The following is a 12,486-nucleotide window of genomic DNA, read 5'->3' on the forward strand; positions in this document are numbered from 1 at the left end:
GCCCCCTCGGCACGTGCCGAGGGGGCCCTGCCGTGTCCGCCGTCAACCGCCCTTCGCCAGGCGGCGTCTGTCCGGCTTGCCTGCCGGGGTGAGGGGGGCCTCGGCGATGACGGTGAGGCTGGTGGGGGCGGATGCCTCGCCGAGGTCCGCCGTCACCAGGGCGCGCAGGGCGCCGAGTTCCGGGGCCTGACCGCCGGCGGGTACCACGAAGGCGTGCACGGCCTCGCCGGTGGTGTCGTCCGGGACGGCGACGACGTACGCCTCCGCCACCGCGGGGTGGGTGGCGAGGAGCCGCTCGATGGGCCCGGCGTAGTGGACGTCGGCGTTGACGATGATCACGTCGCGGGTCCGGCCGGTGAGCCACAGGCGGCCCTCGGTGTCGAGCCGCCCGAGGTCGCGGGTGCGGACCCAGCCGTCGGTGAACACCTCGGCGGTGAGGCCGGGTTCGCCCCAGTAGCCGGACGCCTGCCCCGGGGTGCGGACGAACAGTTCGCCGTCGCTGCCCGGCGGCAGGGGGCGGCCGGAGGCGTCCCGCACCTCCAGGTCGACGGGCGGCACACCCAGCGAACCCGGAACCTCCCCCGGCACGGCCATGGAGATCATGCCGGTCTCGGTCTGGCCGTACCCGTGGAAGACAACGGGTCCGAGCACGTCGGCGGCCTCGCGCAGCCGCCCCGGGTCCAGCGGGGACCCGGACACCATCAGCGCGCGCAGGGAGCCGAGGTCCACGGGGGACTCGCGCTGGCTCGCCACGAGCCGCGTCAGCCGGGCGACCGTGATGACGCTCGCGGTCGCCCGGTGGCGCACGAGGGCGTCCGGGAACGCCGGCGGGTCGGCGGTGACGAGGGTGCCGCCCGCGGCGAGCGTCAGCAGCCCGTACTCCAGCATCACCTGGCTCGCCAGGGTGCCGAAGACGAGGAACCGGTCCAGGCGGGCGGCGAGTTCACGGATCGCGGGCGGCCAGGCCTCCGGGCGGAGCGCCCAGGCGGCGGTCATCGCCGCGTAGGTCTGGGCGCACGCCTTGGGGACGCCGGTGCTGCCGCTGGTGTGGATGAGCCGGGCGACGTCCTGCGGCCTGGCCGACACCGGCGGGCGGATCCCGTCGTCGGCGGTGGCCAGCAGGTCGTCGAGCGCGAGGACCCCGGTCTGCCGTCCCGTGCCGCCGGTGGCATCGGTGACCGTGGACGCCGTGTCCGTGCCGTCGGTGGCATCGGTGACCGTGAACGCCGTGTCCGCGAGGAGGTGTGCGCGCTGGCGCTCGGTCAGGCCGGGACGTACGCCGACGACCCGGGCGCCGACGGTGTGGGCCGCGATCACCGCGGCGAACGCCTCGGGGCTGACGCCGAGCAGCAGCGCCACGCCGTCGCCGGGCCCGACGCCCCGCTGCCGCAGCCCGGCCGTGACCCGCCGTACCAGCGCGAGGAGCTGTGACCCGGTGACCGCCCGGTCGGCGTGCTCGAACACCGGGCGGTCACCGGCCGCGGCGAGGAGGTCCAGGACGCCGCCGGGGAACTGCTCAGCCAAGGCAGGACTTCACGAACGCGCTGAGCGGCTGCTGGTGGACGGCCGGGATGTCCCAGTCGTTCTCCAGGTTCTCCGCCAGGTGGTGGGTGCCGGCCAGGACGCCGTCTCGGTAGTGGCGTACGACGGGATGGAGATAGGTGGAGTCCATGGCGTGCTCGGCGTCGTTCTCGGCGACCCGCTCCACGGTGGCGTCGAAGGGGTCGACGTGGTCGTGGTCGGGCCCGTACTCCAGGTCCACGACGAACCGGTGCGCGGCGGGGCCGAGATGGCCGTCGGCGATGTAGGCGAGCGGCACCTCCTCCCGGTACGTGGCCCGGTCCCCGTCCACCTCCACGACGTCCCCGAGGAAGGCGAACTGCTGCCACAGGCCGGACGAGCGGTTGACGCGGGCGACGACGGCGTCGGCGATCGCGTCCGGCTCCGCGGCGACCGGATGCTCCGGCCAGGGCGCGTCGTGGTAGCGGGCGCCGAGGATACGGTGCAGGGCGCGCGCTCCGTAGCGGAAGCCGTGGATGAAGCCGTTGGTGGACTTCTTGAAGTCCCGCTGCTGGGTCAGCGTGCCGGCGAAGTACAGGTCCGGCACGTTCACCGACTCGAAGGCGGAGCTCTGCTCCGGGAACCGGTCGTCGATGACGAGCGCGGGGCGGCAGCTCTCGTCGAAGACGGAGGCGTCGAAGCGGAAGCCGGCGGCCAGGATGATCCGGTCGTAGCGCAGTTCGCGGAGCCGTTCCACGGTCCTGGCGTAGCGAAAGACCACCCGGTAGCCGCCGTCGTGCTCCTTCTCGACGCTCTCCACGGTGCCGTCGAGGACCGCGTTCTGCGACTTGAGCTGGTAGCTGTCCAGGAAGTTGTTGTTCACCGCGCGCAGGTGCCCGACGAAGTGCGTCTTCCAGGCCATCTTGAGCGAGTGCGGTCCCGCGACGTGGATGACGGCGGCCTTGTGCAGCAGGGAGTCGGCGGTCTCGAACGCGGAGTTGCCCTTGCCGACGATCAGCACCCGCTGGTTGGTGAAGGAGGCCGGGTCGGTGTCGAAGTCGTCGTAGCGCTCGGCGAGTTCGATGCCCGGGATGGGCGGTACGTTGAGCCGGGAGACGCCGGTCGCCACCACCAGGCGCCGCGCCCGCCAGGTCCGCCCGCTGTCGTCGAGGACGTCGAAGCCGTCCTCCGCACGGGAGACCCGGACGACCTCCGTGCCGTACCTGACGCGGGCGCCGGTGCGGTCCGCGTAGTCGGCGAGATAGCGCACCAGGTCGTCGGCGCGCGGGAAGTACTCGTCGGTGTAGCGGGTGAGCAGCAGCTCCGGGTCGTCGCTGAGCAGCGAGTTCCAGTCCATGCGGAGGGCGAGCTCCGCGTCGGTGTATCCGGTGTTCACCTTGTTGATCGATATCAACTGTCGATGCCGGGGGTACTGGGTGAAGAACGTCCCCGGGCCGCTCCCGCGCTCCAGGACGACGTAGTCGCGTCCCTCGCGTTCCAGCAGAGCGGCGAGCTGAAGTCCGGCCGGTCCGGCCCCGATGATCAGGTAATCGCGCACCATGGGCCGGACGCTAACGACGCGAAATCAGAAGGCTCTGAGATTACGGCGCGCACCCGGAAAGGCCCGGGGGCGTGCCTGCTCAGGACGCTCGCAGGGCTCAGGGCGCTCAGGGCCGGGCGGGTGCCTCGTCGGCGTCGGCGGTCGTGGCGGCGGCCGGCTCCGCGCGGCCGGCCGTCAACCGCAGCGTCACGGCGGTCACGGCGCCCGCCGCCAGGCCCCAGACCAGGGCGGCGGTGACGCCGCCGCCGAGCCCTGCGGTGAGGTAGAGCAGGTCCGAGCCGAGCCGCGCCTCCTCGATCACCATCCGCAGCGCCTGGCTCGCCAGCAGCCCGAGGACGGTCGCGCAGACCCCGCAGACCGCCAGCGCCGGGACGGTGGCCCGGACGAGCAGTCCGGGAAGCAGGCGCAGCGCCCACCACACGACGACGAGCAGCAGCACGTCGGCGGCGCGGTACAGCAGCCAGTCGCCGAACCCGTCGGCCGTCGGCGTCGTCCAGGCGCCGAGCAGCAGCCACTGGCGCAGCAGCTCCCCCGGTTCGTCGAACCGGCCGGTGCCCAGCGGCGCCGTCTGGAGGGCGGCGGCGACCGACTGGTGGGAGAGGACCACCAGGGAAACCGCGGTCATCAGGGTCCCGGCGGTGGCGGCGAGGCGGGCGGCGCGGGCCGGGACGGTCCGGCGCGGCGGCGGCTCCTCGCCCTTGACGGCGACCCGGGCCACGAGCACCGTCACCGCCGCCGCGGCCAGCGCGGTCACCACCAGGATCTGCCGCCCGCCGGAGATCGCCGAGGCGAGCTGCGGCAGGAAGCGGTAACTGCCGCGGCCCTGCGAGGCGATCAGCCAGGGCGCGGAGACGGTCACCGCCAGGGTTCCGGCCACCAGGCCCCAGGTCCACACCGCGAGCAGCGCGGCCATCGTCCGGCCGCGCACCGGCGGCAGCCACCGCAGCAGGAAGAACGCCCCGGCCACGAAGAGGGCGAAGACCGTGCAGTACCGGATCTGGAGCGCGGTCTCGTACAGCTCGCGGTAGTCGGTGCCGGTCCCGCTCACCCCGCCCGCCGCGTACTGCGCCGAGCCCGGGTGGTCGTACGACCATGGAGTGAGCCAGCGTCCGATCTCCGCGGTGCGGGTGCCGAACACCGAGGTGGCGCCCGGCAGTTGCAGCGCGTGCGCGCTCGCCCCCGCCCACCACAGCAGTGCCGTGAGCACCAGTCCGCCGATCAGTGCCGGTACCGCCGCGCGCCGTCGCTGGGTCATGTGTTTCCCCCGTCCTGCCCACCCCCGTGGGCCCCCGATGGAAGCGGAGGCTACGGGACGCCGATCACGTACGGATCACGCTCACCGCCGCCGCCCCTGTCGCACCGGCGAACGCGCCCGCCGGTGTGACAGGGAACACACAGCCATGTGCAAGATTTACCCAGTGCAATGATGAAACGGGCCGCCCCGTCCGTACCTCCTGGCAGCGAACGCACCGACATCCAGGAGGCACCGTGCCCATCCCCCGCCGCACCGCCGGGACCGTATTCGTGGGCGGGGCGCTGGCTCTGACCCTGGGTGCGCTCGCCTATCCCGCGATGCTCGGTGTGCAGAACACCGCGACGAACACCTCCCGGGTCATCGCGAACACCCAGTTCGGGCCGCTGACCGAGGCCGACCGCGACTTCGTGGTGAAGGTGCGCTCGGCCGGGCTGTGGGAGTACCCGCTGGGCGAGCTGGCGATGAAGCGGGGCACGACGGCGGAGATGAAGGAGGCCGGCGCGCACCTGATCGTCGGGCACGCCGGGCTCGACCAGCTCTGCCGGGCGATCGCGCCCCGGCTCGACATCACCCTGCCCAACCAGGCGACGCCGCAGCAGCAGCAGTTCGTGCAGACCGTGGACTCCAAGAGCGGCAAGGAGTTCGACTCCACCGCAGTCAACATCATGCGCATCACGCACGGCCAGATCTTCCCGGCGATCGCCAAGATCCGCGCCAGCACGGAGAACACCCTGGTGCGCCAGCTCGCCGACCTGGCCAACGACACCGTGCTCGACCACATCACGGTTCTGGAGAAGACCGGACTGGTCAACTACGAGCAGGTCAACTTCCAGCAGACCACCCCGCCCAAGCTGCCCGACGACCAGCTCACGCCGCCGGCCCCGCAGCCGGGTGCGCCGGTGGTCGCGCTGACCCCGCGCCCCGACCTGGACGTCCAGACCAGGTCTCCCACGCCGACGGCGAGCTCCACCACCGAGTGACCGGGCCGCCGTGGTCCCCTCGCGTCAGGCGTCGCGGGCCACCGGCAGGTCCACCACCCAGCCCAGCGGGTGCGGCTCCGTGTCGTCCAGGAGCGGCGCGGGCGGCTCCGCGCCGGCCTCGTTGAAGGCCGCGAGGGCCTCGATGAGCGCCAGCCGCTGCGCCGGGGCGAGCCGCTCCACGATCGCGGCGACCTCGGCGCGGCGCCGCGCGGTGACGTCCTCGACGGCGCGCCGCCCCTCGTCCGTGAGCTGGAGCAGCGTCTCGCGGCGGTTGCCGGGGTTGAGGTGCCGGTCGGCGAGCCCCGCCGCGATCAGCCGGTCGATCATCCGCATCGCGGTGGACGGCGCCACCTGGAGCTGCTCGGCGAGCGTGACCAGCTTGGTGGCCCCGTGCGTGGCCAGCACCACCAGCATCCGGAACTGCGGGAGCGTGACGCCCTCCTCGACCTCGGCGAGCGAGCGTGCGGAGACCGCCACGAGCAGCCGGGACGCGGTCAGCACCGCCCGGGTCACCGCGTCGACGTCGTCCTCGGCCCCCTCGGGGGTCACACGCTCCGGCATGCGTCCTTTCTACGGCCGGGCTCGCGGCGCACGCACGCGAGCGGGCCGGATTTTGTCGCGTCATGACCTTGGTACGGTTCCCTGAGCCCTGGTGCGCGACCAGGACCACAAGGGGGATGAGACTGCTGTGACCAGCAGAGGGCCGGACGGCAACGGCATACCGGAGGACTGGCGGGACGAGGACGGCGCGCTGTCCGCGGGCGACGAGGTCTGGCAGAAGTTCCTCACCGACAGCGAGTACGCCATCGGTGTCTCCCCCGCTCCCCGTGAGCCCTCCGCGCGGGAACGGGTGTCCGGGCTGCGCCCCGGGTCCCCGGAGGCGTACGACGGTCCGGAGGCGTACGACGGTCCGGAGGCGGTCGGCGAGCTGTGGCAGCCGGAGGACCCCTGGGCGGGTCCGGACTGGCGGGAGCTGGACCGGCCGGCCCGGCTGCGGCGCGTCGGCCGGGTGGCCGGGGCGGCCGCCGTGGTGGCCCTGGCGCTGGGGACCTGGTCGGTGCTGTCCGGCGGGGGCGCGCCGGGCGAGCAGCCGGGCGGCACCCCCGTGCAGCAGGTGGAGGAGGCCTCGGACCCGCTGCCGACGGCGACCGATCCGTCCCTCGGCGCCGCCGTGACCGGGGAGAACGCGGTGACGGAGGAGAACACGGTGACGGACGGGACCGCCGTGACCGACGGCTCCGCCGTCTCGGAGCCGTCCGCTTCGGCCGCTCCCGGGGTGAGCCCCGAAGCGCTCGGATAGCGCGGCGGCCGGGCCGCGGCGGGACGGACGGGCCGCCGCTCACACCACCGCTTCGCCCGCCGTCGCGAACTGCGTCCGGTACAGCTCCGCGTACCGTCCGCCCGTCGTGAGCAGTTCCTCGTGCGTGCCCCGTTCGACGATGCGGCCCGCCTCGACCACGAGGATCAGGTCGGCGGCCCGCACGGTGGACAGCCGGTGGGCGATGACGACGGCCGTCCGGCCCTCCAGCGCCTCGGCGAGCGCCTCCTGCACGGCCGCCTCGGAGGTGTTGTCCAGGTGGGCGGTGGCCTCGTCGAGGATGACGACGCGCTGGCGGGCCAGGAGCAGCCGGGCGATGGTCATGCGCTGGCGTTCACCGCCGGAGAGCCGGTAGCCGCGTTCGCCGACCACCGTGTCCAGGCCGTCCGGCAGGGACCGTACGAGGTCGTCGAGGCGGGCCCGGCGCAGGACGTCCCAGAGGTCGTCCTCGGTGGCTTCCGGCCGGGCGAGCAGCAGGTTGGCGCGGACCGAGTCGTGGAACAGGTGCCCGTCCTGGGTGACCATGCCGAGGGTCGCTCGCAGTGACGCGGCGGTCAGCTCGCGGACATCGACGCCGCCGATGCGGATGACGCCCGCGTCGGCGTCGTACAGCCTCGGCAGCAGTTGCGCGATGGTCGACTTGCCCGCGCCTGAGGAGCCGACGAGTGCGACGGTGCGGCCGGGTTCGGCGCGGAAGGAGACGCCGTGCAGGACCTCGGCGCCGCCCCGCGTGTCGAGGGCGGCGACCTCTTCGAGGGAGGCGAGGGAGACCTTGTCGGCGGACGGGTAGCCGAACCGGACGTCCTCGAACTCCACGGACACCGGCCCTTCCGGCACCTCGCGCGCGTCGGTCTTCTCCTCGATGAGCGGTTCCAGGTCGAGCACCTCGAAGACCCGCTCGAAGCTGACCAGGGCGCTCATCACCTCGACGCGGGCGCCGGCGAGCGAGGTGAGCGGCGCGTAGAGCCGGGTCAGCAGCAGGGCGAGGGAGACGACGGCGCCCGCCTCCAGGCTGCCGCGCAGCGCGAACCAGCCGCCGAGCCCGTAGACGAGGGCCAGCGCGAGCGCCGACACCAGGGTCAGCGCGGTGATGAACGCGGACTGCGCGAGCGCCGTCCGCACGCCGATGTCCCGCACCCGCCGGGCGCGCACCGCGAACTCGGCGGACTCGTCCCCGGGCCGGCCGAAGAGCTTCACGAGCGTGGCGCCCGGCGCGGAGAATCGCTCGGTCATCCGGGTGCCCATCGCGGCGTTGAGGTCGGCCGCCTCGCGCTGGAGCCTCGCCATCCGCCGGCCCATGCGGCGGGCGGGCAGCACGAAGACCGGCAGCAGCACCAGCGCGAGCAGGGTGATCTGCCAGGAGAGCGTGAGCATCACGGCGAGGGTCAGCAGCAGCGTGACGAGGTTGGCGACGACTCCGGACAGGGTGTTGCTGAAGGCCCGCTGGGCGCCGATCACGTCGTTGTTGAGACGACTGACGAGCGCCCCCGTACGAGTACGTGTGAAGAACGCGACCGGCATGCGCTGCACATGATCGAAGACAGCGGTGCGCAGATCCAGGATGAGCCCCTCGCCCAGCGTCGAGGAGAGCCAGCGGCCGACGATGCCGAGCGCCGCCTCGGCGAGAGCGATGACGGCGATGAGCACGGCGAGCCGTACGACCGTCCGCTCGTCGCCGCCCGACACGATCGCGTCCACGACGCGCCCCGCGAGCACGGGCGTGGCCACGGCCAGCAGCGCGGTCACCACGCTGACCAGCACGAACCGGATGATCTGGCGGCGGTGCGGGCGGGCGAAGACGGCGATGCGGCGCAGCGTCGCGCGGGCGAGGGGGCGGCGCCGGGTGTCCTGCGCGTTCATGACGCTGTGCAACTGGGTCCAGGCCGTGGTTTCCATGCTCATGGCCCCGACGCTAGGACCTCGACCAAGCTTGAGGTCAATGCCCGGCGAAGTCTTTGCCCCGCGCCCGCGGATCCGGACGGCGCGACGGCGCCCAGGCCCGCGCCCACCGGCCCTGGCCTCGCGCCCGCGGACCCGGGCGGCGCCACGCCACCCCGGCCCGTCTCCACTGGCCTTCGCCGCACACCCACGCCCGCCGGCCTTCGCCCCACGCCCGCCGAGCCGGCCGGCACGACGGCACCCCGGCCCGCGCCCACCCGCCCTGGCCTCGCGCCCGCGGACCCGGGCGGCGCCACGCCACCCCGGCCCGTCTCCACTGACCTTCGCCGCACACCCGCACCCGCCGGCCTACGCCCCACGCCCGCCGAGCCGGCCGGCACGACGGCACCCCGGCCGTCCCCCGCCGACCCGGGCAGTGCCACGACGCCCCCGTCCGCGCCCGCCCGCCTTCATCCCACGCCCGCCGCCCCGGGCGCCTGTCCTTGCCCGGCGTGTCAGCCGCCGGTCCCGTGCCCGCAACCCGCTGTTGGCGCGGCACGGAAAGCCTCTTGCGATGTGACAGCGGTACGCCTCCCCCACGGGCTTTCCCGAAGCGGCCTCCTCCGGCCCGAGTTCTTCCGACGCCTTCCGGTCCGCCAGGTGCTGTGCCTGGTCCCGCTCGCCGCGGTGCTGCTCATCGCGGTGCACCACTGGCCGGTCGTCGCGGAGGGCCTCGGCCAGCTGCGGCGCGCCGAGTGGCCGTGGCTCGCGGCGGCCTGCGCCGCGACCTGTCTGACCTGGGTCGCCGCGGCCGTCACCCGGCAGGGCGCGGTCGCCGAGCGGCTGCCCAGGCGCCGGCTGCTCGCCACGCAGTTCGCGGCGGGCGCCGCCAACCATCTGCTGCCCTCGGGCCTCGGCGCGGGCGCGGTCAACCTCCGCTTCATGGCGGTGTGCGGGGTGCCGACGGCCCGTTCGTCGGCCGCGCTCGCCCTGTATCTGCTCGCCGAGTCGATCACCCGCGTCGGGCTGCTGCTCGCCCTGCTGATCGCGTTCCCGGACGCGCTGCGGCTCGGTCCCCTGGTACCGGCCGGTGCGGTCGGCCCGCTGCTGCTCGGCGGGGCGGCGGTGCTCTGCGCCGCGGCGGCCCTGCTCCTCGTACGGCGGTTGCGCACGCCCCTGGTCTCCTTCCTGCGGACCGCCCTGGGCGAGGCACGTTCGGTGCACACCCGGCCGTGCCGCGCGCTCGCCCTGTGGGGCGGCTCGCTGGCGTTCCCCGCGCTCCAGGCGTCCGGACTGGCCGCCGTGGGGCTCGCGCTGAACCTGCCGGTGTCCCCGGTGCACATGGTGGTGGCGTACCTGGCGGCGACGGTCGCCGTCGCGCTGGTGCCGGTGCCGGGCGGCCTCGGCTCCGTCGAGGCGGCGCTCGTGGTGACCCTGGTCGGCGCCGGAAGCCCGGCGGCCCTGGCGACGGCGGCCGTCCTGGCGTACCGGATCATCACCGTCTGGCTGCCGCTGCTGCCGGGGGCGCTGACGCTGGGCGCGCTGCTGCGTCTGAAGGTCATCTGACGCCGCCGCCTCCCGCACGGGTGCCCGGCGGGAGTAGCCTGCCGCCCCGACGCGTACGGACGCGGAGGGGAGCCCGGATGCCGGTACGGACCGAACGCCAGGGACACGTCACCACGGTCGTCCTCTCCCGCCCCGCGGCCCGCAACGCGGTGGACGGCCCCACCGCCGCCGAACTGGCCGCCGCCTTCCGCGCGTTCGAGGCGGACGGCACGGCGCGGGTGGCGGTGCTGTGGGGGGAGGGCGGCACGTTCTGCGCGGGCGCGGACCTCAAGGCCGTGGGCACCGGGCAGGGCAACCGGATCGAGCCGGACGGGGACGGCCCGATGGGGCCCACCCGGCTGCGGCTGTCCAAGCCGGTGATCGCCGCGGTCGCGGGCCACGCCGTCGCGGGCGGCCTGGAACTGGCGCTCTGGTGCGATCTGCGGGTGGCCGAGGAGGACGCCGTCTTCGGGGTCTTCTGCCGCCGCTGGGGCGTGCCGCTCATCGACGGCGGCACCGTACGCCTGCCCCGGCTCGTCGGCACGGGCCGTGCCCTGGACATGATCCTCACCGGCCGCCCGGTGCCGGCCGCCGAGGCGTACGGGATGGGGCTGGCCGACCGGGTCGTCCCGGTGGGCGGTGCCCGCGCGGCGGCCGAGGAACTGGCCGCCGTCGTCGCCGGGTTCCCGCAGGCGTGCCTGCGCGGCGACCGCGCCTCCGTGCTGGAAGGGGAGTGCCTGGAGGAGACGGCGGCGCTGCGGAACGAGTTCCGCCACGGCACGGCCGTCCTGGCCGAGGGGCTCGAGGGGGCGGCACGGTTCGCGGCGGGGGCGGGACGGCACGGTTCGTTCGAGTAGCGGCAGGGCCGCCCCCGTCCGTTCGAGTAGCGGGAGGCCCGCCCCCGTCCGTTCGGTCGGCGGACGGGCCGCCCCGCGCGTGACGGCTGGGCCGGGCCGGCGCCACTGAGGCGAGCGGCCTGGCCCGCTCACCGGAGGCCGGCGATCCCCATGTCCGTTCTGCGCAGTACTGGTGACGGTCATGCACCCGGATGCGGCAGGATGAACGGGCGTCCCCGACGGCCGCGCAGCCGTCCGGGCCCGATCGCGCGTTCTCCTCATTCGAGCAGGTGGCAAGTGACGACACAGCACATCAGGCCCGCGGGCCTTCCTCTCGGACGCACGGGAGGCGGGCGGTGAAGCGCGCCCTCACCCTGGACGATCTGATCGTCGCCGGGATCGCCGTGGCCGCCGGTCTGCTGGCGGCCCTGCTGCTGCGCATGCTGCTGCGCTGGCTGGGCAAGCACGCCCTGCGCACCCGCTGGAGCGGGGACGACCTCATCGTGGACGCCCTGCGCACCCTGGTGCCGTGGGCCGCCGTCTTCGCGGGCGCCGGTGCGGCCGCCGCCGCGCTGCCGCTGACCGGAGCGCTCGGGCGGAACGTGAGCCGGACCCTGACCGTGCTGCTCATCCTGGTCGTGACGGTCACCGCGGCCCGCTTGATCACGGGTATGGTCCGGGCGCTCGCGCAGTCCCGGTCGGGCGTGGCGGGCTCGGCCACGATCTTCGTCAACATCACCCGCGTCGTGGTGCTGGCGATGGGCTTCCTGGTGGTGCTCCAGACGCTGGGCATCTCGATAGCCCCGCTGCTCACGGCGTTGGGCGTCGGCGGTCTCGCGGTCGCCCTCGCGCTCCAGGACACCCTGGCGAACCTCTTCGCGGGCGTGCACATCCTCGCCTCGAAGACGATCCAGCCCGGCGACTACATCCGGCTGAGCAGCGGCGAGGAGGGCTACGTCGTCGACATCAACTGGCGGAACACGACGGTCCGGCAGCTCTCCAACAACCTGGTGATCATCCCGAACGCCCAGCTCGCGGGCACCAACATGACCAACTTCACCCGGCCCGAGCAGGAGATGACCCTGCTCGTCCAGGTCGGCGTGGGCTACGACAGCGACCTGGACCACGTCGAGCGGGTGACCACCGAGGTCGTCGCCGAGGTGATGACGGAGATCACCGGCGCCGTGCCGGAGCACGAGCCCGCGGTCCGCTTCCACACCTTCGGCGACTCGAGGATCGGCTTCACGGTGATCCTGGGCGTCGGCGAGTTCAGCGACCAGTACCGGATCAAGCACGAGTTCATCAAGCGGCTGCACAAGCGGTACCGGGAGGAGGGCATCCGCATCCCGTCGCCCGCGCGCACGGTCGCCCTCCAGCAGGGCGCGCCGCCGCTGCCGGAGACCCTGATCGCGGCGGTCGACCCGGTGGGACCCGTCACCGTCGTCGACCCGCTGCCGACCGCCGCCACGCCCGCCGCCACGGAGGCGGTGGTGCCCGTAGCCGCGGAGGCGGTCCCGCCCGAGCCGGGGATACCGCACCAACGGGAGGCACGCACCCGGCTGTCCTAGCCCGCCGCGCCCGGCTGTCCCGGCCCGCCCCGCCCAGCCTCCGGC

10 protein-coding genes are annotated in these 12,486 nt (G+C 74.2%); 5 read left to right on the plus strand and 5 right to left on the minus strand.

From position 1 onward, the window contains the following. Positions 1–42 precede the first annotated feature (42 nt). The 3 genes from ACFV6E_RS28565 to ACFV6E_RS28575 form a co-directional block, all read right to left on the minus strand. Positions 43–1,524 carry a class I adenylate-forming enzyme family protein gene (locus ACFV6E_RS28565; protein WP_385172385.1) on the minus strand — a complete coding sequence of 494 codons (1,482 nt, stop codon included), beginning with the start codon at positions 1,522–1,524 and terminating at the stop codon, positions 43–45. Next, positions 1,517–3,061: an NAD(P)-binding domain-containing protein gene (locus tag ACFV6E_RS28570; protein WP_385465494.1), complete on the minus strand. Its 1,545-nt coding sequence runs from the start codon at positions 3,059–3,061 to the stop codon at positions 1,517–1,519. Before ACFV6E_RS28570 ends, ACFV6E_RS28565 begins: the two co-directional genes overlap by 8 nt. A 106-nt stretch (positions 3,062–3,167) precedes the next feature. Further along, on the minus strand, positions 3,168–4,316 hold the full coding sequence (locus tag ACFV6E_RS28575; RefSeq protein WP_385465497.1) for a hypothetical protein: 1,149 nt from the start codon (positions 4,314–4,316) through the stop codon (positions 3,168–3,170). 233 nt (positions 4,317–4,549) lie between these two features. On the opposite strand from ACFV6E_RS28575, the gene ACFV6E_RS28580 reads away from it, so the two are divergent. Continuing rightward, positions 4,550–5,296, plus strand: a complete 747-nt coding sequence (locus ACFV6E_RS28580) for a DUF4142 domain-containing protein (protein ID WP_385172394.1) — start codon at positions 4,550–4,552, stop codon at positions 5,294–5,296. Positions 5,297–5,320: 24 nt separating this feature from the next. Here ACFV6E_RS28580 and ACFV6E_RS28585 read toward each other — a convergent pair whose 3' ends face one another. After that, entirely contained in the window at positions 5,321–5,857 is a 537-nt protein-coding gene (locus ACFV6E_RS28585; protein WP_385172396.1) for a MarR family winged helix-turn-helix transcriptional regulator, read from the minus strand. A gap of 127 nt (positions 5,858–5,984) precedes the next feature. On the opposite strand from ACFV6E_RS28585, the gene ACFV6E_RS28590 reads away from it, so the two are divergent. Next, complete coding sequence (locus tag ACFV6E_RS28590; RefSeq protein WP_385465499.1) at positions 5,985–6,596, plus strand: hypothetical protein; 612 nt, start codon at positions 5,985–5,987, stop codon at positions 6,594–6,596. A gap of 39 nt (positions 6,597–6,635) precedes the next feature. Here ACFV6E_RS28590 and ACFV6E_RS28595 read toward each other — a convergent pair whose 3' ends face one another. Beyond that, positions 6,636–8,510: an ABC transporter ATP-binding protein gene (locus ACFV6E_RS28595; protein WP_385465555.1), complete on the minus strand. Its 1,875-nt coding sequence runs from the start codon at positions 8,508–8,510 to the stop codon at positions 6,636–6,638. A 642-nt stretch (positions 8,511–9,152) separates the two neighbouring features. Here ACFV6E_RS28595 and ACFV6E_RS28600 point away from each other — a divergent pair. The 3 genes from ACFV6E_RS28600 to ACFV6E_RS28610 all read left to right on the plus strand — a co-directional run bounded on the left by ACFV6E_RS28600 (position 9,153) and on the right by ACFV6E_RS28610 (position 12,441). Further along, positions 9,153–10,058 carry a YbhN family protein gene (locus ACFV6E_RS28600; RefSeq protein WP_385172401.1) on the plus strand — a complete coding sequence of 302 codons (906 nt, stop codon included), beginning with the start codon at positions 9,153–9,155 and terminating at the stop codon, positions 10,056–10,058. 77 nt (positions 10,059–10,135) lie between these two features. Next, positions 10,136–10,894, plus strand: a complete 759-nt coding sequence (locus ACFV6E_RS28605) for a crotonase/enoyl-CoA hydratase family protein (RefSeq protein ID WP_385172404.1) — start codon at positions 10,136–10,138, stop codon at positions 10,892–10,894. A 335-nt stretch (positions 10,895–11,229) separates the two neighbouring features. Further along, the gene (locus ACFV6E_RS28610; RefSeq protein ID WP_385465502.1) at positions 11,230–12,441 is read left to right on the plus strand and encodes a mechanosensitive ion channel family protein; all 1,212 of its coding nucleotides are present in this window, start codon (positions 11,230–11,232) and stop codon (positions 12,439–12,441) included. Positions 12,442–12,486: the final 45 nt, after the last annotated feature.

The sequence above is a fragment of the Streptomyces sp. NPDC059785 genome (genome assembly GCF_042732375.1).
GTDB lineage: Bacteria > Actinomycetota > Actinomycetes > Streptomycetales > Streptomycetaceae > Streptomyces.